Genomic DNA, 21,361 nt, shown 5'->3' on the forward strand with positions numbered 1-21,361 from the left:
TATATTATTACATCATCAATATAAATCAACGGGATATCAGTTGGGTTAAGGAGTAGAAGCTATTACTCCTACCCCAACATTTGACGTAGAACCTATTTAAAGACTTGCAGCAAAAAATTTATGAACGGCCAATTGTGTATAATGAGGATTCGAGATGAATTTTTGAGCAATATTGAACAAACGATTGTGCAATTTGCTGTAATTTTTGTTGAATTCAGAATGATAGCGTGGTATGATTTTGTTATTCAACAGTATGGAGGTGTTGTATAACAATGAAAAAAGGTTTGAGTGATGCCGTTTTCATCCCTGCATGGGAGGTTCGAAAATTCCTTTCTGTAGCAAGTGATGCTGGATTTAGTAGTGTTGAGCTCAATATCCGTGAATCGGAGGGAGATCTTACACTTAATACCAAGCCGCATAAAGCAAGAGAAGTGAAACAAATGGCTGAGGAATTTGGTTTAAAAGTCTATTCTGTTTCAACTGGATTGCTTAATTATTATCCTCTCTCCTCTGAAGATAGCAAACTTCGCGGGCGGGGTGAAGAGACAGCATTACATATGCTGGAAATGGCAGCGGAGATGGGGGCTGAGGTAGTGCAGATCGTCCCTGGTACTGTTAATCCAAAGACTTGTTACAAAAAAGCTTATAGCCTTGCTCAGGAATCTTTAAGTCGTTTGGCATCTAAAGCTTCTTCCTATGGTGTCACTATAGGCATTGAAAATGTTTGCAATAAATTTTTGCCTAGTGCACTGGAATTTACCCGGTTTCTCGATGAAATCAACCATCCTTCCCTGAAGGCGTATTTTGACAATGGAAATGCATTAGTAACGGGATTCCCTGAACACTTCATTTCTTTGCTGGGCTCTAGAATTGTTGCCATCCATTTAAAAGATTACCGGTTAAGGGCTGGTGATTTTGTTCCAATACTTGAAGGGGATACGAATTGGCCAGCAGTGATGAAAGCAATTAACGATATCCCTTATAACCGACATGTTATAGCAACACCCCCTTATCCTTATGCGTGCAGTGAATGTTTGGAACATTTAGCGAACAGTACATCGGCAAATTTAACGGCAGTTTTTAAATTAATAGAAAGTGAAGTTCATCAATAGAAGTTTACTTTGCAACGCAAAACGGTTTATTAATAGACTTTTTGCAAATGCAGCTATGACCAGTTAATTAACCGCTGATAAAAAACGTTCCTCCTGCTTTGGAGGAACGTTTTTTTTAGCGTTATGCTTCAATAGTTTCTGCCGTATTCCGTTTGTTATTATTCGATTTGGAACGGACAGTAAGCGCAATGGCTGCAGATATAATAAGAGCGATAGCAATAAATATAAAGGCTGTTCTATAATTGCCGCCGCTGGCTTCAATCAAAAGACCCATAATAAATGGCGACATAAACCCGGCGATTGAGCCGCCGCAATTCACAACAGAGGAAGAGGTCGCCATAATTTTGGATGGCAAGCTGTCAACAACCAATCCCCAGAAAGATCCTTGTGCCATGAACATAAAAAATGCGGCAATGCATTGATAAGTAATAACCATCGTGTTTGTCGGTGCTTGAAACATTAAGTAAAGGACGACAGCGCCAATCAAAACGTTCGGAATAAAAATCCATTTCCTGTTCCCTTGAAAGCGGTCAGATAGATAGCCGCCGAAAACCATGGTAACAGTGCCAATTAAGTATGGTAATGCACTGAAGATTCCCGTCGACATTAAGGAGAAGCCGCGGACATTTATCAAATAAGAAGGAAGCCACGACGTAAACCCCCAGAAAGTAATGTCAAAAAAGAACCAAATCAGCGTTGTCTGCCATAGTATGGGCTTTCTAAGAACCTCCTTAAAGCTGATATTTTGTTTTTGCTGACCTTGTCCAAATTCTTCATCTTCTTTAAGCTCTTCAAGTTCAGCTTTTGTTATCTTTGGATGATCTGACGGATTATCTTTAATGATGAACCAGATTAAAAAGCCAATAAATAGACCGGGGATTCCTATACAAATGAAAACAGGGCGCCAACCAAAAGATGAAATAATCGCTGCTGCAGCGATTGTGGCGACAGCGGGCCCCAAGGTATTAACTGTAGATTGTATGCTGGTTGCGGTTCCTCGTTCTTTGCTTGGGAAGTAGGTTGCAATCCCTTTATACGATGAACCGGGTAAAGGCGCTTCGCCTAAACCAAATAAAAAACGGCAGGCTAACATAAGGGGAAAAGAGAAAATAACACCAGTTAACATAGTAAATAACGACCACCAGCCAATGGCAAAACTCATGACCCTTCTAAAGCCAAATTTATCTGCCAGTATGCCGCCGGGGATTTGAAAGATAGCGTAGCCAATGAAAAAGGCACTTATAATAAGGCCTTGTGCAGCAGCGCCGATATTAAAGTCTTTCCCTATAAAAGGCAAAGCTATAGTGATAACCATTCTGTCTAAAAACGAAAGCATCCAACAGACCCATAATAACAGCAAAACAGTGTACCGTACCTTCCAGCGTTGTTCGGTTTGCTTCTTTTGATTATAACCGTTCATGAAATAACCTCCTCTTAAATTAATGTAAGATTTAAAATTCAGCGGGACTAAATGCTTTGTCGCATTTGAAAGTGTTTTATTAATGATAATTAATAATCTAAATTATCTCACTATTTAAGTTAAACAAAAGTAAAGGGCAATGACTATTTAATATTAATAAATAACAAACATTTTTTATACAATTTGTACATATCGTTATTTATTTATTACAAAATGAAAGCGAATTATCAGCATATTAAATAATAAAACATTAAAAATTTGTTTTATTTGGCCAATGTAGTAATCCTATTCATCTTTTAAAATGAAATAGAAAATGTCGAATATTGTCCAAAAAAATCGACTATTGAATGAAAAGGGGGAGCGTCAAAATATGATGACGGGAAAGAGAGAAGAACCGAACAGCTTCAATAAAACAAAAAGTAAGATACCATATTGGTGGAAAGCAGTTATTGCATTTACATTAGGCTGGATGTTTATAAATGCGGACAAATATTTTTTAAATCCAATTTTAGGAGATATCGGGGCGGATTATCATCTTAATAACGCACAGCTTGGACTTGTTAACAGCATCTTTTATCTGACCTACACATTTGCTCAGGTTCCTGTGGGAACATTCAGTGATAAATACGGCAGGAAACTATTGCTTGTTACTGGATTTATATTATTTGGCATTTTCACAGGCGTAAGCGGTCTAATGGCTGGCTTTATAAGTTTTTTAGTTGCGAGGGCATTGGCGGGGCTTACCGCGTCAACATGGTACGGTCCGCAATTTGCGCTGTCATCTGAAGCCATTCCGGAAAAACACAGAACAGTTGGAAGCGCAATCATTAACAGTGGATCAGGCATAGGCACTGCATTGGGTTTTATTCTCTCAAGCACATTGGTATTGGATAAAGGCATAAGCTGGCGTGTCCCTTTTTATATCTTCGGAGCACTTACTGTTCTGGTCGGGATATTTATAGCCATAACAGTTAAGGAGAATAGGAAGAAGCCGAAGCAAGAAAGCGAGACAGCGGCTGCATCGGGGGAAGAAAAGGGAGAGAAAGTATCAATTATTGCCCTTCTTAAAAATCGAAATCTTTTGATTATATTTCTTGAATTATTTTGCTCTATTTATGGCTTTACCGTTATCGTTACTTGGCTGCCCAAGTTTTTAACGACAGAACGAGGGTTTGAAGGCAGCGCAGTCGGCCTGATATCAGCTTTGGTCCCATTAGCCTCCATTCCTGGGGCACTTATAGCAAGTTATATTTCAGATCGAATGGGCCGTAAAAAACCGTTCGCTTTCGTTCTTATCCCAGTATCTGCAATAGCATTATGGGCGACTATTTATATTCAAAGCGTTCCATTGTTGATTGCTGCCTTGGTTATTTATGGGATGTTCGGTAAGATTGCTCTTGATCCGATACTTATATCATCAGTTTCCGAGAATGTCAGTAAAACAACTTATGGTACAGCCTTTAGCCTTTATAATTTTATAGGTATGATATCCTCAATTATTGCACCATGGTTTACAGGGCTTCTCTCGGATAAAACAGGCAGCATGGCCTCTGGATTTTACTCAGCGGTTATTGTCCTTGTTTTAGGGATGATTATAATGATTTTTTATAAGGAGAAATCAAAAGTTAAATGAGAAATTTAATTGAACCTATTTTAAGTTTTGAGTCATTTTGTCATCCGATGTCACCCATAAATCGTGATATGTATGTGGAATTTTGGTTGTGATACTTTTAACACGGAGCTTTCATTTAAAAAAAGCTTTCAACGAAAAAAGCAGGATAACATGTATAAAAGTTATCCTGCTCTATTTTTATAAAAGAGACATAATTAAAAGAGCGACGCGAATCCGTAAAGTATCTTCAGGATCTTGGATTGAACAGTCCATGATGGATTCGCATTTATTGATCCGGTATTTAACCGTATTGCGGTGAATAAACATTTTCCTTGATGTTTCTGATATTTCTCCTTGTAAATTAAGGAAGATTTCAAGGGTTTTTAATAATTCAGCATCCTCTTTTGATTTAGGATGCGCAAGATCACGAAGGGTATTTTCACAGAATTCTTTTAAGTGTTTAGATGGAATCATTAGTAAGAGTTCTTTCATTTCCTTAATTTTATAGTGTTGAATAAACTGGCTTTTATTTAATTCATAGCCGTGCTTAATCGTATCTATGGCTTCATGATATGCTGTGGGTATATTATTGACCGATTGTACATGACTGCTGACGCCGAATGATAAAGGGTTATCTAATGAATTTTCCTGTATGCGTTTTAAGAAAGATGAAGTCATTCTTTTTGCTTCTGAATTGTATGTCGAAAATTGGAGAAGCATGACATAATATTTTTCTTTTGTAAATAGAACACCGTTTATCTCTGTTTGGGCGAGTTCATCTTCAAGAAAGTCATAAACGGCATTATGCAGCTTGCCTATTTCATCTGCTTGTATATTATTGGCTTGATCGTTTCTATGGTTTTCTCCATCCAATTGGCAAGCGACACAGACATAATGCTTATCCTTTTCCAACCCGTAATAATTGCCGACGGTTAAAATTTCATCTTCTGAAGTTATCCTTCCATCAATTAAATCCGCAAAAAAGTTATTTTTAAATTGTTTTTCATTTTCTTGAATCGCCTGCTGCTTAATAATTGTAAATGATATAACATTTGAAGCTTGTTCGATGGCTAATTTTGAAGCCGGATATGGCAAGGTTGAAGCATCGACAATGACCAATATACTCGGTGTCTGGTGCTTGGTTATTACTGGGAATGTAGTTATCGATCGTTCACCTTGCCCTTTTACAGCAAAAGGTTCAAATGTGGCGCCGCTGCTGGCAGCTTCTAAATGATTTCTAACTTTATTTAGAATCATATCTTTCATTTCTTTCATTGAATCTTTTCGAAACTCATGAGAAAGAGCCAAAGATTCGCCGCGATGATTTAACAGCATAGCAGGCCGTTTCAAAAAATAGCCGAGTTGTTCAACAAGTGAACTTAAACTATATTCTTTCATCATCATTTCTGAAAATTTTTGATGAATATGGATCGCATAAAACAATTCTTCTAATTTATCATTATTTAAATAATTTAAAATTTGCTGGGAAACTTCGCCTAAGGTAAACGACATCGGCAATTCAATTATTGGCATGGCCAGGTCGTCTGCGAGTAATTTAACTTCTTCAGGAAGGTGTTTGTGAAAGCGTTTTAGTTTGATGATAATGCCTGCGCAAGATTTTCTGTTCATTTCTTTAATTAATTCGCAAAATCCTTCGCTGTCATCTTTAAATCCGTAACCAGTAGTCAGGAGCATATGATGTTTATCTAAAAATAGATTTACATCCGGTGTGTCGGAAGTGTTTACAAATGTCACGGTTCTTTCTAACCCCCGGTGGCCGGCAAGGATTTTGCATGCTTTAAGCGGTTCCAAAATAAATAAATCATTAACAGTTTTCATACAATAACCCCTCGAATTTTCCTTTTGTTTTTTATTAAAATCTATTTTATGTTAATTATGCATAAAAATCAAAAGAAAATTTATTAATTTTAGACAATGACTTTAAAATAATGAACAATTAAACTTATAAATAAAGAAAATTTTGTACATTACTTGAAGTTTTAAGGCATTTTCATAGATAAAAAGATGGGGGGCTAGGGACACGGATTAATGTTTGGGTAAGGAAGCAGATATAGCTGTAGAAGAAATTTTCAATATAAAAAAATAAATTCAGCCTTTATATAGGAAGAAAGATGAATTTCGAAACCACGATATCTCCTTTGTTCTGTCATAAAGTCTATGATTATCGAAAAAGACGTGCAGGAGATCCTGCTGGCTGGTTCTATTAGATTAAAAGGCAGTTTAGATTAAGTAAACAAAAAAGAAGTGAAAGGTGGAGCTGATGAATACTAAAGTTGACCTTAATATAGAAGAAGAAACGGTCAAAACCCTGGAATGGCTTGGACAATTTGGCCGTGATTCAGAAGGCGGGATTTCAAGACTTTTATATACTCAAGAATGGATAGATGCTCAAAGATCACTCGCAAAATTGTTCGAGGATGAGGGATTAACCGTCCACCAAGACGAAGTCGGCAATTTATTTGGAAGACTTGAAGGATCGGTATATAAGGATGAAACGATTCTTACAGGCTCCCATGTCGACACGGTTAAAAACGGAGGCTTATATGACGGTCAATACGGAATTGTTGCCGGCTTTATTGCGATTAAATATTTGAAAAGAAAGTATGGTCAGCCTCTTCGCAATATTGAGGTAGTGTCAATGGCTGAAGAGGAAGGCAGCCGTTTTCCTTATACTTTTTGGGGATCAAATAATATCGTTGGAAAAGCGAGAAAAGAAGATGTGAAAGAACTAAAGGATTTTGATGGCATTTCATTTGAAGAAGCCATGCATAAGGCGGGATGCGATTATAAGAAAAACCCTGAAAAGATTCGCGACGATTTAAAAGCTTATATTGAACTTCATGTTGAACAAGGGAATGTTTTAGAAACAGAGGGTTTTCCAATAGGCATTGTTGAGCATATCGTCGGTCAAAGACGTTTTACAATCGAAGTGACAGGCCAAGCCAATCATGCCGGCACAACGCCAATGAAATATCGCAAAGACGCAATGAATGCAGCCAGCCGAATGGTTTGTGAAATAAATGAATTGGCATTATCGTATGGCGATCCTTTAGTGGCGACAGTCGGCAAAATAATGCTTGAGCCAAATATAGTTAACGTCGTACCGGGAAAGGCCGTTTTTACGCTTGATATAAGGCATACATCTAAGGCGTTACTTGAGGCATTTGCTGATAAAGTGACCGCGAAAATGCGTAAAATTGCAGACAAGCTAGGTGTAGAAATCAATATAGACATGTGGATGGATGCTGATCCTGTACCGATGGACCAAAGAATTGTGAAAATCATTCAAAATCAATGTGATGAAAACAAATTAAATTACAGGTTAATGCACAGCGGTGCCGGCCACGATGCACAAAATTTTGCAGAAGTGGTGCCGGCAGCGATGATTTTCGTTCCCAGCCGCAAAGGTATTAGTCACAATCCGGCTGAATTTACAGAGCCCTGTGATTTGGCCGAGGGTGTTAAAGCTCTAATAGGAGCATTATACAAATTAGGATATCAGGAAGAAGGGGTTTAGAAATGAGTTATACTGATTTGGATACGCCGATGAGAACGATTATGACGCCGGGGCCGGTAGAAGCTGACCCGCGCGTTCTAAGAGCTATGACAACGCCGATTATCGGACAGTTTGATCCTAAATTTTTAGAGCTTATGAATGAAACAATGGACCTTTTGAAATATGCTTTTCAGACAAATAATAAGTGGGCATTTCCAATAGACGGTACATCTAGGGCCGGTCTCGAAGCGCTCTTATGCAGTGTCATCGAACCGGGTGATAAGGTGCTGATCCCTATCTTTGGACGTTTTGGCTATTTGCTTCAGGAAATCGCAAGCCGCTGCAATGCTGAAATCCATACGTTAGAAAAAGAGTGGGGAGAAGTATTTGATCCTGAAGAAGTCATTGAAGCCATTAAGCGGGTGAAACCAAAGTTGGTAGTCATTGTTCACGGCGAAACATCCACAGGACGCTTACAGCCTCTTGAAGAAATAGGACGTTTTTGCCGCGAAAACGATGTATTGATTGCTGTTGATGCTGTTGCGACTTTAGGCGGCATTGACGTAAGAACAGATGAATGGTGTTTGGATGCAGTTATTACCGGCACGCAAAAATGTTTGGGCGTTCCGTCCGGTATGGCGCCGCTCACCTATAATGAACGGATTGAAAAGATTCTTAAGGCGCGTAAAAAAATTGAACGGGGCCTATCAGAGTTTTCTTCGAATAGCAGAAGAATTCAAAGCAATTATCTTGATTTAAGCCAAATTCAAGATTATTGGGGGCCGGATCGCCTGAATCACCATACTGAAGCAACTTCAATGCTTTATGGGCTTCGTGAAGGGCTGCGTGTCATAAAAGAGGAGGGCCTTAAAGCACGTTTTAAGCGCCACAAATTACACGAGAAAGCCCTTGTTGCAGGTTTGGAAGCAATGGGTGTTGCGTTATTCGGCGATACTGAACATAAGATGACTAATGTGACGTGCATCAAAGTCCCTGAGGGCATTAAGGAAGAGGATATTCGCAGGACTTTACTGGAGCATTTCGGCGTTGAAATTGCAGCGGCATTTGGTCCATTAAAAGGTCAAATATTGAGAATTGGTTCCATGGGCTACAGCTGCCGCAAGGAAAATATTCTAAAGGTCCTTGGCGCTTTGGAAGCTACACTAATAAAATATGGCGCTAAGGTGAACCGTGGAGAAGCCTTGCAAACAGCCTTAGGCATTTATGAAAATGTCGATCAATTAGCCGCCACTGTTTAAAATGTGGAATCTAGTAGCAAACTCTATTAGTTCAGCTTTTCATACTAGTATCGTTTGTAATGCCTTTAGGAGTAAAAGGCACTAAATGAATGAATAGTTATAACATCATTTAATGGTTCCTAAAAGTTTGGAGTGAAAAATGTGCTTTATACAGTGGTTAAAAAGAACACATATCAGGACTCCGTTAACCTCATTTTATTATTAAATCCTTATTATCGACAGAAGGTGTCAATCAAGTGTCAGTCATGATGGGCACCTCGGCTAACAAAGATATTTTTATGAATTCATGGTTTTATAAGGATGAATCCGAAGATGCAAGTCCAAACGATCTTTGTACCATTATTGATTCAGATGATGAAATGGTTGTCGAAAATAGTTTAGAAGAAGTTCAGCCGAAACAACAGAAGGCGCAGGAGAAAGGCCTTATTGTAATAGGGCCTGACTGCGGCACTGGTATTCTTCAAGAAGATCCTGTTGCGTGTGCCAATGTGATTGAGAAGGGGAATATAGGTATTGTCGGTGCTTCAGGGACCGGTATTCAAGAAGCGGCAGCCATCATCTCAAGAAAAGGCGGAGGCATTTCCTATGCAATTGGCACCGGCGGCCGTGACTTATCGCAGGGGGTTGGAGCGGTAGCGGCAATTAGAAGCCTTGAAACGCTTGCGCACGACCCCGAAACAGATATTATTGTATTTATTTCTGAGCCGCCGGCACCGGAAGTTCGCGATAAAGTCGTTAATGTATTTATAACCTTAAATAAGCCTGTGGTTGCTGCGTTTATTGGTGAAAAGCCTCGTGAAGATCATGATAATGTCCACTATGCTTGTACGCTCAAAGAAACGGCGAGCATTGCTCTTGACTTGTCAAGGAACAGCGATATCCATCTCAAACAATGGATTCGTGAAAATGAGGATATCAAGAAAATAAAATCAAATGAAGGGCAGCGTGAAATCAAAGGCTATTACTGCGGCGGAGCATTGGCTCTTGAAGCAGCGATGATCATCGAAGATGTTTTCAATATTGATCCTGCAGTTGAATACCCTGAAGGCATTATGCTTAGACACAATGGAACCGAAATCATTAACTTAGGCGATGATGCATATACACAAGGACGGGCGCACCCAATGATCGATCCTTCTCTATGGGTTGATTTTGTAAGTGAGGCGGTCAATTATCCCGAAACTGCAGTTATTTTGCTTGATCATGTGATTGGGTGCGGTGGCCATGAAGATATGGCAGGTGTTTTTGCGCCGGTTATTAAGGAAGCAAAAGCAAACAGGCCTTTAGTTTTTATCGTATCAGTGACAGGGAGTGAAAGAGACCCGCTAAAACACAGTGAACAAGTCAAGAAGTTTGAAGAAGCTGGTGCCATAGTTGCTGGAAACAATGCACAGGCGACCCGTCTCGCGATCGAAATCATTAAATATCTTAAATCCGCTGATAGCGAGGAGAAAGCACAAAGCGAGCTTATTGCAACATTAGAACCGGATGCAGTTATTTCAAATAAACCTCGCGTCATTAATGTCGGTTTTGCTGAAACGAGGTTTCAATGCCAGCAGCTGTCAGTAAATCAATAACGGATTGCGGTTTCACGCGTAAACCGATGCTATAGTAAGCCATCTAATATTGAACGCTTTTTAAGACTCACCACCAATTCATTTGTTATATTTTACTTGTGTATATGTTATAGGGGGTGGTGGTCGTTTTGAATGAATTATTGAAGGCGAGTAATTGGATATCAGGATTGCAGTGGCTTTTCTTTATTTTTGCCAATACGGTTGTTATACCTGTCACCATTGGCGCTGCCTTTCAACTTTCGCAAGAAAAAATTATTTTTCTTCTGCAATTTTCTTTTATAACTGTAGGAATTGCTTGTATGATTCAAGCCTTGATTGGACATAGACGGGCAATTATGGAAGGTCAGTCCGGTCTTTGGTGGGGAATTATTTTGACGCTTTGCTCGACCGCAGGTATACAAGGGATTTCTTTAGAAACATTGGGCGGCAGCTTGGCAACAGGGATTATTATTTCCGGGATTTTGACAATCATTATTGGTTTGACCGGAACAGGACAATACCTGTCTAAGTTCTTTAATCCCGCCGTCATGGGTGTGTTCATGTTTCTCTTCGGCACTAATTTAATTCGCATCTTTTTAAAAGGGATGCTGGGGCTTCCTTTTGGCAGCAATGCCGAAAAGGCTTCGGTGAATGTACCAGTTGCATTATTATCGATTATCATTGCAATCATTGTTATGATTATAAGTATCAAGGCGCCAGCTTATATCGCCCGCTACGCACTTTTAATAGGCATTATTGTTGGGTGGACTGTTTATTCAATTTTGTTTCATTCTAAGCATTCATCTGAAGAAGCGGGTTCGTTTAGCTTTCATATTTTTCCGATTGGCGAACCAGCTTGGAACAGCGGTATTATCATTACAGCTGTGATTGCCGGTTTACTTAATTTAGCGAATACGTTCGGTGCATTAAAAGGGACGGACGCTATGTACCAGTCGGAAACAACAAAGAAACAATATCGTTCATCACTGACGATTTCAGGTCTTTTTGTTAGTATTTCAGGATTATTCGGCCTTGTTCCTTTTGCCCCTTATGTGTCGTCGATCGGCTTTCTGAGCCAAACACAAATTTTAAAAAGAATCCCGTTTATCATCGGCGGTTTTATGTTTGTTATCATGGGCGTTATTCCGCTGATTGGACATCTATTCTCTTTATTGCCCTTGAGTGTTGGAAGTGCTGTATTGTTTGTTGCTTATTTGCAGCTTTTTAACTCGTCATTTCATTTCTTTAAACAAGTAAAGTTTAATACAGTTAATGTCTATCGATCAGCCATTCCAGTATTTGTTGGCATCATTATCATGACATTGCCCCCTTCAACATTTGCGACGCTTCCGGGCATCATTCGTCCCATAATGAGCAACGGGCTGCTTGTCGGCATTTTGCTGGCGCTGATTTTAGAAAACTTTTTTTCATGGGATCGCTATGGTTTGCCAAAAGAAAAACAGTCTAAAAATGTTTAGAAAACATAAGCGGTTAAGCTGTAAAGTGATTCTCGAAGGAAGCTTGGCGCCCATGGTTTTCAATTAATTCAAAAAATAGGTACGGGAAAGAGAGGGTTGAGCTTGCGAATTGCGAAACATCATTTAAAAGAACTCATAAAGGTGAAGTTAAATAAAGCAGGTTTAACCGAAGAGCACGCGGAAATCGTTGCGGATGTTCTTGTGCATGCCGATGCAAGGGGCATTCATTCCCATGGTGCAATGAGGGTTGAATACTATGCTGAAAGAATTGCAAAAGGCGGGATAAATACAGATCCTGATTTTAAATTCGAGAAGACGGGTCCTTGCTCTGCCATATTTGACGGCGATAACGGGGCGGGACATGTTGCGGCCAAGTCAGCAATGGATGAGGCTATTCAAATGGCAAGAGAAAATGGCATCGCAGTGATCGGTGTAAGAAGAATCAGCCATAGCGGAGCGCTTTCCTATTTTGTGCAGCAGGCGGCTAAAGAAAAGCTGATCGGCATTTCCGTTTGCCAATCAGATCCAATGGTTGTTCCATACGGAGGCGCTGAACCATACTATGGCACTAATCCAATTGCCTTTGCCGCACCTGGAAAAGACGATTATTTCATACAATTTGATATGGCAACAACTGTACAAGCATGGGGCAAAATCCTTCACGCCAGATCTAAGAATGAAACAATACCCGATACCTGGGCAGTTAATGAAAAGGGTGAACCGACAACAGATCCGTTCGACGTCAAAGCGCTATTGCCGATTGCCGGTCCCAAAGGCTACGGATTAATGATGATGGTGGATATTTTATCTGGGATTCTCCTGGGACTGCCTTTTGGGAATAATGTGACTTCAATGTATCACGATCTTACGGAGTACAGAAATCTCGGACAACTCCATATTGTCATTAATCCAGAATTCTTTACGAATTTAAATGGTTTTTTGGAAAATATCTCGCAAACGATGGAGGATATAAACAATATAAAGCCTGCTCCTGGGTTTGATAAAGTGTATTATCCTGGACAAAGGAGCGCTGAAAGAGAAAGGGAATATGAAGAAAATGGCATCGAGATTGTAGATGACATCTATGAATATCTGATTTCCGGCAAGATTCATAACAATACCTATGACAAAAAAGATGCTTTTGCAAAATAGCTGATCTACCTTCCTATATGAACTTTATATCATGAATAGCGTACGAATAATCTTCATGAACGGTTTTGAGAGCTGAAAAGGCTTCACAAGGAACAGCGTCACGCAGGCGGCGATCATACAAGTAAGTGATTAAAGAATAAACACAAGAGTTGTTACATTATCTAACAAGGAGAGAAAGTTATGGGTTATCCTAAAGATTTATTATCAAATCGATCAATTGTTAAACATGGCAAGTTTGCGCTTATTACGCCTGAGGGCCTAGTTAATAATGTAATTCCTGGGTTTGAAAATTGCGATATATCAATTTTGGGCTCCCCGAAGTTAGGCGCGAGTTTTGTCGATTATATCGTGACTATGCATAAAGGCGGGAGGAACAGCCAAGGATTCGGATATGAAGGCGTAGAAACCTTTGTCTATTGTTTGGAAGGGCGCATTAAAGCGTCTGCAAATGATGAATCCTTTGAACTTGAAGAAGGCGGCTATCTCTATTGTCCTCCAGGCGAAAAAATGTATTTGGAAAACTTAGCAGATGGGGAATCCAGGTGCTTTCTTTATAAGCAAAAGTATCGTCCGCTTGAAGGATACAATCCTTATATTGTCTCGGGAAATGCCAATGATCTAGAAAACAAGATCTATGATGACATGGAAAATGTTCATATCAAAGACCTTTTGCCGACCGATGATTTAGCATTCGATATGAATTTTCATATTTTGACGTTTGATCCGGCTGCAAGCCATCCATTTATTGAAACTCATATTCAAGAACACGGCGCTTATTTATTATCAGGAGAAGGCATGTACAATTTGGACAATCAATGGATTCCTGTTAAGAAAGGCGATTATATTTTCATGGGACCGTATTGTCTGCAAGCTTGCTATGCTGTTGGCCGGGAAAAATTATCTTATGTTTATTCCAAAGACTGTAATCGAGATGCGTTATTGTAACTAGAATTGAGGTGGGACATCTTGAGAATTACAAAAGATAAATTAAAAAAGTTAATAAAAACGAAATTAAACAAAGCGGGATTAAATGAGGACCATGCAGAAACTGTTGCCGATGTCCTAGCGTTTGCTGATGCGAGAGGGATTCATTCTCATGGTGCTGTCAGGGTAGAATACTATGCTGAACGTATTGCCAAAGGCGGAATTAATACTAACCCTGACTTCAAATTCGAGAAAACAGGCCCTTGTACTGCTATATTTGACGGCGATAACGGTGTGGGGCATGTTGCTGCAAAATTAGCGATGGATGAAGCGGTAACTATAGCCAAAGAAAATGGTGCGGCTATTGTTGGTGTTAGGAGAATGGGGCACAGCGGAGCGATTTCTTACTATGCTAGGCAAGCTGCAAAAAAGAATCTGATCGGCCTTTCTGTCTGCCAGTCAGATCCGATGGTCGTTCCTTTTGGCGGTGCCGAACCCTATTACGGCACGAATCCGATTGCGTTCTGTGCACCAGGCATTAATGGCGAGCTGTTAACATTTGATATGGCTACAACGGTTCAGGCTTGGGGAAAAATTCTCGATGCCAGAAGCAAAAATAAAGAAATTCCTGACAGCTGGGCAGTCAATGAGAACGGAGAGCCGACCACAGATCCGTTTCATGTCAAGGCTTTACTCCCTGTTGCCGGGCCTAAAGGGTACGGGCTTGCGATGATGGTAGATGTTTTATCAGGTGTTCTTTTAGGTTTGCCTTTTGGCAATAAGGTCTCTTCCATGTATCGCGACCTTTCGGAATATCGAAATCTCGGACAGCTCCATATCGTCATTAATCCTGAATTTTTTACGAACTTAACTGAATTTATGCAAAATATTACAAATACAATGAGAGATTTAAACCATATCAAACCAGCAACAGGGTTCAAGCAGGTGCTTTACCCTGGACAAGATGCCGATATAAGGGAACAGGAATATGGAAAGAACGGCATCGAAATCGTTAGTGAAATCTATGAGTACCTTACTTCTGATATAGTTCATCGCAATGCTTATGATCATAAGGATGCTTTTGCAGAGTAAATAGTGGCGGAATGAACGGTAATTGAAGGGTTGGGTCTCGTGAACAAGATGTTCATGCGGTCTGACCTTTATTTTTTATATCATTCTTCTGGGAGGTTTAGCATGCTTCAGTTGTCCCATAAAGAATTAGAAAGAAGATGGAAATTAAGAGAGAAAATTAAGAATAGAAAGATCAAGGAAAAATATCAAGCTATTTGTAAACTCAAAAACCATACCAAGCGTGAAACAAACTGAATAAGAAAACGGGAGTAGCTGCACTAAAGATAGAAATCATGAAAACGATTGCTTAATAAAGAAACGTATTTTTTATCTAATAAAATTAGAACTCATTATGGTCTCGTTTTTTGTGTGTTTATGTTTGAATGATTCATTGATTCACTAATTTATTGTCATGGGAATAAATGCATTTTGGTTCAAACAAATTTAGGGGAATTAGATTGTCATTTTTAGCGGCATAGGCGGATTTATGAGCCTCAGAGGCACTTGGAAATGGCCATGACACGATAGACTTTTATTAAATCCATTAGACGCCCGCGACGGCACTGGTCAGAAAATAAAACAGTAAGCTGTTGGAATCAAACATACTTATAGAAATGAACTTAAACATAAAATAAATGAGCCGCTGCTGACACTTGTTATCGCAGTACAAAATCTAACCGCAAAAAATTAGGCCATCTGTATGCCAGAGATGAACAAATTATCTTCAATAAAGCTTTCCTTATCTTATAACGCTCTTATGATGCCTGTTTATTTTCAGGCCGCGGTTACAGCGCTATACAATAAAAGCTTCAAATGCATCTTTTTCAATGTCATTCAATTTAAAAAACTCCGCAAAATCCCTTGTCCTCCTTGACTTTTAGGCATATAACTCTCAGCCCTTTAATAAAATGTTACAAAACCGCAAAGGGGTTTGAGGTGAGCATGATGGGGTGGGGCAGTCAATGGATTGGTCCAGCGTGTGCCTTGACACCGTCGCTCAATGTCTCATTTCGCATGTCTTAATACTTTTGGGAGGCGAGTGGTGTGCACGATTACATCAAAGAGCGAACAATCAAGATTGGAAAGCATATCGTGGAGACAAAAAAGACAGTGCGAGTGATCGCAAAGGAGTTCGGTGTCTCGAAAAGCACCGTCCATAAAGATTTGACTGAAAGGTTGCCGTTAATTAACCCTGAACTCGCAAATGAAGTGAAGAGTGTCCTCGATTATCACAAATCTATCCGGCATCTTCGCGGTGGAGAAGCCACGCGTCTCAAGTATCGCAAGGATTCCGAACAAGATGAAGTTAAAATATAAAAGGATAAGGAAATTTGATACCAGCATTAATCAATGTGATTGAAAAAGTAAAAATAGTCAATTTGTCAGTGAAAAATACCATATTTTTAAAGAAAGCACTCCCTGTTTGAAAATTTCTATGTTAAAATATAAAGATGATTTAAATCGAAAAAACACGAATTATGTTGAAGTTTGAAACAGGGAGGATAATGCATGTTTTCTAGGGATATTGGAATAGACCTTGGAACGGCTAATGTTCTGATTTACGTTAAAGGTCAAGGAATTGTCCTTAATGAGCCTTCAGTGATAGCGATTGATACAACAACTAATAAAGCTTTAGCCGTAGGTGAAGAAGCTAGGCAAATGGTAGGGCGCACACCAGGCAATATTGTAGCCATCAGGCCGCTCCGTGACGGGGTCATTGCAGATTTTGACATTACGGAAATGATGCTAAGTCATTTTCTTAATAAAATTAATGTTAAAGGATATTTTTCAAAGCCAAGAATTCTTATTTGTACGCCAACAAATATTACAGCTGTTGAGCAAAAAGCGATACGCGAAGCAGCCGAAAAAAGCGGCGGCAAACAAATCTTTCTTGAAGAAGAACCAAAAGTCGCCGCTGTCGGCGCAGGGATGGATATCTTTCAGCCAAGCGGCAACATGGTAATTGACATTGGCGGTGGTACAACTGATATTGCTGTATTATCTATGGGTGATATCGTCACCGCCACGTCCATAAAAATGGCAGGAGATAAATTTGACCAAGAAATCCTTAATTACATTAAAAAAACGTACAAGCTGCTCATCGGTGAACGTACAGCTGAGAACATTAAGACGAATATCGCCACCGTCTTCCCAGGCTCCCGAAGTGAAGAAATCACAATTCGCGGAAGAGACATGGTTTACGGCTTGCCGAAAACATTAACGATTCATTCTGATGAGATACAAAAAGCGCTTGAAGAGCCAATTTCAATAATTACACAAGCAGCCAAAGGCATTTTGGAAAAAACACCGCCTGAACTCGCCGCGGACATCATTGACCGGGGTGTTATCTTAACAGGCGGAGGCGCCCTGCTGCACGGCATTGATCAGCTGCTGGCTGAAGAATTAAAAGTTCCGGTTGTCGTAGCGGAAGATCCAATGTCTTGTGTAGCAAATGGTACAGGTCTTATGCTTGAGCATTTAGACAAACTGACCAAGCGCCGACCGAAACTTGGCTGAGAATTATTTAAAAATTGCTGAGTGCAGAGATAAAGATTGACCATTAGTCGTCTTATCTTTTTGTAAGGAGGAGGCTCCATGTTTAGGGGATTTTATACAGCGGCTGCTGGCATGATCGCACAAAACCGCCGTCAGCAAATGATCACAAATAATATTGCCAATGCCAATACGCCCGGATATAAAGCAGACCAAGCCGCCCTGAAGAGCTTTCCGGAAATGCTGTTAAGCCGCCTTGGCGGCGATCAATCAGGCACCAGGAAAGTGGGCCCATTATCAACAGGCGTCTATATGCAAGAGGTTATCCCGAACTTTATCCAAGGACCTATCAAACAAACCAATAACAAAACAGACATAGCATTCGTTCAATCCAATCTTCCCGCTAATCCAAGAACCGGACGAAAAGGCGCATTATTCTTCCCTGTTGAAACCCCAAGCGGCGTCAAATATACACGTAACGGACACTTTACAATTGATGGCCAAGGTTATCTTGCCACAGACGGCGGCGGTGGGTACGTACTAGATTCTGAAGGCAATAGAATTCAGCTGCCGACTGGCAAATTTCAAATACTTGATGACGGGCAAATTCTCATTAATGATCAGCCATTTGCCCAAATAGGCGTATCGTATGCAGCTGATCCCAACCGTCTCATTAAAGAAGGTTCAACATTTTTCCGAACGGAAAATGGTCAAGCCCTGCCTGCAGCCAATAACAACCCAAATATAAACTTTAAATTAAAGCAAGGGGCACTCGAACGCTCGAATGTTTCTATTGAACAAGAAATGACTGACCTCATGTCAACATACCGAACATTCGAAGCTAATCAAAAAGTTTTGCAAGCCTATGACCGCAGCATGGACAAAGCTGTAAATGAGGTCGGGCGACTAGGTTAGTTTTTTGAAATACAATATATAAAGAATTGGCCGCCATTAGCTGAAATGGCGGCTAATTTATAAATTTGAGAGGACAAATCGGGTGATGTTCTTATAAATGATCAGGAAATATGTTCTGTTTGACTTCGAAATGGCACTTTGTTTGGGAGAGTAAAATAATGAAGGTTTTGATTGATGATATGATGGCGCAAAGATAGCGAAAGGCTGACCATAATATATGGTAACGTTTAAGGAGGGAAATCCATGGATCGTTCGCTCATGACCGCCGCTGTAACAATGGGTCAATTACAGAATAAAATGGATTTAATATCCAATAATATGGCTAACGCCAGTACAACAGGTTATAAATCACAGGGAGCTGAATTTGCGGATTTGCTCGTTCAACAACTTAATAATCTTTCAGGAAAAGATCGTAACGGACGCTTAACGCCTGATGGTATTCGCGCAGGTACAGGAGCGAAACTTGGAAATATCGATTTGAATATGAATCAAGGTTCAATGAAACCGACAAGGCGATCCCTTGATCTAGCCTTACTGAACCCCGATCACTTTTTCAAAATTGGTGTAAAGAACAACCGCGGTGAACAAACCATCATGTATACGCGTAACGGTACTTTTTATTTACGGCCCGATCAAAATAACGCGATGAAGCTCGTTACGGCTGACGGCAATGATGTCCTGGATTCAGACAACCAGCCTATCTACGTACCGGCGGATGTTCGCGGCATTAAAATTGATAAATCCGGCGTCATCAACGTGTTGCGTACTGATGGGGAGAACTTTCAAGCGGGAGCCATTGGGGTTGTCAATATTAAATACCCGCAAGTTTTGCAGGCAAACGGCGAAAATATATATACCCTACCGCCGTTGAACGGATTAGGGTATACTGTGAATGATGTCGTTGAGCCGGTTGGACAGGCTGAGGCTAATATCAAGCAAGGGGCGCTTGAAGCTTCGAACGTTGATCTTTCAAAAGAAATGACAGATCTCATCAGCATGGAAAGATCCTATCAAATGAACGCTAGAGCTATATCTATTGCTGATCAGATGATGGGATTGGCCAACAGTTTAAGATAAAATGAATACATAAAGAAAAATTTGATTCGTTACTTCTGTACCGGCGGCATACTCGGAGGAAGCAATGCCGCTGCCCGAAAGCTGCGCTGAAGATATTCAGCCGGCTGTTTTCCTAATGTTATACATCGTATGAAAAACTATTTCGAAAGGTAGAGATGATATGCTAACGATTGATGAAATCAAGGATATTATTCCGCACCGTTATCCATTTTTATTAATTGACCAAATTCTTGAAGTCGAGGAAGGCAAGAAGGCAGTAGGGTTAAAAAATGTGTCTGCCAATGAACCGTTTTTCAATGGTCATTTTCCAAGTTATCCTGTTATGCCTGGTGTTTTGATCGTTGAGGCGCTTGCTCAAGTCGGTGCCGTAGCTATGCTTAAGAAAGAAGAAAATCGCGGACGGCTCGCTTTCTTTGCTGGAATTGACAAGTGCCGATTCAAGCGTCAGGTAAGACCTGGCGACCAACTAAAGCTTGAAGTCGAAATGACTCGTGTTCGCGGCACGATGGGTAAAGGCAAAGGCATCGCGACAGTAAACGGAGAGGTTGCCTGCGAAACTGAAATGATGTTTGCGTTAGGCGACAAACAGGAATAACGTATGCCGCGCTAACGATGAAAATGACAGGGTTTCCCTGCCGTGAAGGCAAAAAAAGACCAACCACAAATTTTTGCGTGGTTGGTTTCAATATTTTAGGGAGAATTAAGTAATGAAAAGAAAAGGCATTGGTCAATCAATGGTTATACTTTTATATACCCCGAATTAAAATAAATGAAACAAAAAATTAGAAAAAAGATTGCAAAAATAATTGTTCGCTTGTGAAAGATAAGGGAAGCACGCTTTAAAGGAGAATGAGTATGTCACAACCAAAAATCACTGTGGTCGGAAGCATCAATATGGATTTGGTTACCGAATCAAATAAAAGACCGGAAGCGGGAGAAACGATTCTTGGCGACAGATTCTCGATGATACCCGGCGGAAAGGGAGCCAATCAAGCTGTCTCGGCTGCACGTCTCGGCGGAGCGGTAACCATGATTGGCTGTGTCGGTGATGATGTCTTCGGTCGAGAGCTCATTGAGAATTTAAAAAAAGAAGGCATTGACACCAGTAAGGTCAAAACATTAGCAGATCGTGAAACTGGCATCGCCGCTATCACGCTAGCGGAAGGCGATAACAGCATTATTGTTGTCCCCGGCGCCAATGCTGCCCTAACTGAAGCTTCAATCACAGAATACGAAGAAGCGATTGCCCAAAGCGATGCCGTTCTCTTGCAGTTGGAAATTCCGCTCTCAACCGTTGTTAAGGCAGCTGAAATGGCTCATCATCATAAGGTCAAAGTCATTCTCAATCCGGCGCCGATTCAAAAACTGCCCGACGAACTGATTCATTATGCTGATGTTATCACGCCTAATGAACACGAATACGAACAACTGATGAAAGATTATGAAGGGGACCCGGAAGACCTTAAGCAAAAACTCGTTATCACAAAAGGCGGCGAAGGGACAGTTTTCTTTGAGGACGGTAAAGACATTCATGTTCCAGGCTATAAGGTAAACGTCGTCGATACTACCGGCGCTGGAGATTCCTTTAATGGTGCATTGGCCGTGCGGCTTGCCAAAGGTGAATCGCTTAAGGCGTCATGCCGTTACGCTAACGCAGTTGGAGCACTCGCTGTGACAAAGTTAGGGGCACAAGCCGGGATGCCGACTGATAAAGAAGTTGCAAAAATGCTATACCAAGAATGAGCCTAATTTTCTAAGGCTCATTTTTTTCGGCG

Annotated in this window: 18 protein-coding genes; 16 read left to right on the top strand and 2 right to left on the bottom strand. The window is 40.4% G+C overall.

The genetic code is table 11. The features are described 5' to 3' along the window. Nucleotides 1–272: 272 nt before the first annotated feature. Complete coding sequence (locus tag JOD45_RS10195) at nucleotides 273–1,112, top strand: sugar phosphate isomerase/epimerase family protein (RefSeq protein WP_205003788.1); 840 nt, start codon at nucleotides 273–275, stop codon at nucleotides 1,110–1,112. A 121-nt stretch (nucleotides 1,113–1,233) separates the two neighbouring features. Here JOD45_RS10195 and JOD45_RS10200 read toward each other — a convergent pair whose 3' ends face one another. Next, a complete protein-coding gene (locus JOD45_RS10200) occupies nucleotides 1,234–2,532 on the bottom strand; it encodes an MFS transporter (protein WP_205003789.1) in 1,299 nt (432 codons plus the stop codon). A 370-nt stretch (nucleotides 2,533–2,902) separates the two neighbouring features. On the opposite strand from JOD45_RS10200, the gene JOD45_RS10205 reads away from it, so the two are divergent. Then, nucleotides 2,903–4,165 carry an MFS transporter gene (locus JOD45_RS10205; protein WP_205003790.1) on the top strand — a complete coding sequence of 421 codons (1,263 nt, stop codon included), beginning with the start codon at nucleotides 2,903–2,905 and terminating at the stop codon, nucleotides 4,163–4,165. Between the two features lie 177 nt (nucleotides 4,166–4,342). Here the strand turns inward: JOD45_RS10205 and JOD45_RS10210 are convergent, their stop codons facing one another. Next, nucleotides 4,343–5,983, bottom strand: a complete 1,641-nt coding sequence (locus JOD45_RS10210) for a PucR family transcriptional regulator (protein ID WP_205003791.1) — start codon at nucleotides 5,981–5,983, stop codon at nucleotides 4,343–4,345. 442 nt (nucleotides 5,984–6,425) lie between these two features. On the opposite strand from JOD45_RS10210, the gene allC reads away from it, so the two are divergent. The 14 genes from allC (at nucleotide 6,426) to rbsK (ending at nucleotide 21,329) form a co-directional block, all read left to right on the top strand. Beyond that, on the top strand, nucleotides 6,426–7,682 hold the full coding sequence (gene allC / locus JOD45_RS10215) for an allantoate deiminase (RefSeq protein WP_205003792.1): 1,257 nt from the start codon (nucleotides 6,426–6,428) through the stop codon (nucleotides 7,680–7,682). A gap of 2 nt (nucleotides 7,683–7,684) precedes the next feature. After that, on the top strand, nucleotides 7,685–8,920 hold the full coding sequence (locus JOD45_RS10220) for a pyridoxal-phosphate-dependent aminotransferase family protein (RefSeq protein ID WP_205003793.1): 1,236 nt from the start codon (nucleotides 7,685–7,687) through the stop codon (nucleotides 8,918–8,920). 245 nt (nucleotides 8,921–9,165) lie between these two features. Further along, nucleotides 9,166–10,497, top strand: a complete 1,332-nt coding sequence (locus JOD45_RS10225; RefSeq protein WP_239549211.1) for an acyl-CoA synthetase FdrA — start codon at nucleotides 9,166–9,168, stop codon at nucleotides 10,495–10,497. A gap of 128 nt (nucleotides 10,498–10,625) precedes the next feature. Further along, nucleotides 10,626–11,954, top strand: a complete 1,329-nt coding sequence (locus tag JOD45_RS10230) for a uracil/xanthine transporter (protein WP_205003795.1) — start codon at nucleotides 10,626–10,628, stop codon at nucleotides 11,952–11,954. A 102-nt stretch (nucleotides 11,955–12,056) separates the two neighbouring features. After that, a complete protein-coding gene (gene allD, locus JOD45_RS10235; RefSeq protein WP_205003796.1) occupies nucleotides 12,057–13,106 on the top strand; it encodes an ureidoglycolate dehydrogenase in 1,050 nt (349 codons plus the stop codon). A gap of 180 nt (nucleotides 13,107–13,286) precedes the next feature. Continuing rightward, the gene (gene allE, locus JOD45_RS10240) at nucleotides 13,287–14,051 is read left to right on the top strand and encodes a (S)-ureidoglycine aminohydrolase (protein WP_205003797.1); all 765 of its coding nucleotides are present in this window, start codon (nucleotides 13,287–13,289) and stop codon (nucleotides 14,049–14,051) included. A gap of 21 nt (nucleotides 14,052–14,072) precedes the next feature. Continuing rightward, complete coding sequence (gene allD / locus JOD45_RS10245) at nucleotides 14,073–15,122, top strand: ureidoglycolate dehydrogenase (protein ID WP_205003798.1); 1,050 nt, start codon at nucleotides 14,073–14,075, stop codon at nucleotides 15,120–15,122. 102 nt (nucleotides 15,123–15,224) lie between these two features. Beyond that, nucleotides 15,225–15,356, top strand: coding sequence for a hypothetical protein (locus JOD45_RS16770; RefSeq protein WP_275583952.1), 132 nt, complete (start codon nucleotides 15,225–15,227; stop codon nucleotides 15,354–15,356). A gap of 789 nt (nucleotides 15,357–16,145) precedes the next feature. After that, nucleotides 16,146–16,418, top strand: coding sequence for a sporulation transcriptional regulator SpoIIID (gene spoIIID, locus JOD45_RS10250; RefSeq protein WP_205003799.1), 273 nt, complete (start codon nucleotides 16,146–16,148; stop codon nucleotides 16,416–16,418). A gap of 192 nt (nucleotides 16,419–16,610) precedes the next feature. Continuing rightward, the gene (gene mreB / locus JOD45_RS10255; RefSeq protein WP_205003800.1) at nucleotides 16,611–17,618 is read left to right on the top strand and encodes a rod shape-determining protein; all 1,008 of its coding nucleotides are present in this window, start codon (nucleotides 16,611–16,613) and stop codon (nucleotides 17,616–17,618) included. Nucleotides 17,619–17,696: 78 nt separating this feature from the next. Beyond that, nucleotides 17,697–18,509 (top strand): flagellar hook-basal body protein, encoded by an 813-nt coding sequence (locus JOD45_RS10260; RefSeq protein WP_205003801.1) that lies wholly within the window; start codon nucleotides 17,697–17,699, stop codon nucleotides 18,507–18,509. A 243-nt stretch (nucleotides 18,510–18,752) separates the two neighbouring features. Continuing rightward, nucleotides 18,753–19,586 (top strand): flagellar hook-basal body protein, encoded by an 834-nt coding sequence (locus tag JOD45_RS10265; protein ID WP_205003802.1) that lies wholly within the window; start codon nucleotides 18,753–18,755, stop codon nucleotides 19,584–19,586. Nucleotides 19,587–19,746: 160 nt separating this feature from the next. Next, on the top strand, nucleotides 19,747–20,181 hold the full coding sequence (fabZ, locus tag JOD45_RS10270) for a 3-hydroxyacyl-ACP dehydratase FabZ (protein ID WP_205003803.1): 435 nt from the start codon (nucleotides 19,747–19,749) through the stop codon (nucleotides 20,179–20,181). A gap of 260 nt (nucleotides 20,182–20,441) precedes the next feature. Then, the gene (gene rbsK / locus JOD45_RS10275; protein ID WP_205003804.1) at nucleotides 20,442–21,329 is read left to right on the top strand and encodes a ribokinase; all 888 of its coding nucleotides are present in this window, start codon (nucleotides 20,442–20,444) and stop codon (nucleotides 21,327–21,329) included. Nucleotides 21,330–21,361: the final 32 nt, after the last annotated feature.

Source organism: Scopulibacillus daqui (assembly GCF_016908855.1).
Lineage (GTDB): Bacteria > Bacillota > Bacilli > Bacillales > Sporolactobacillaceae > Scopulibacillus_A > Scopulibacillus_A daqui.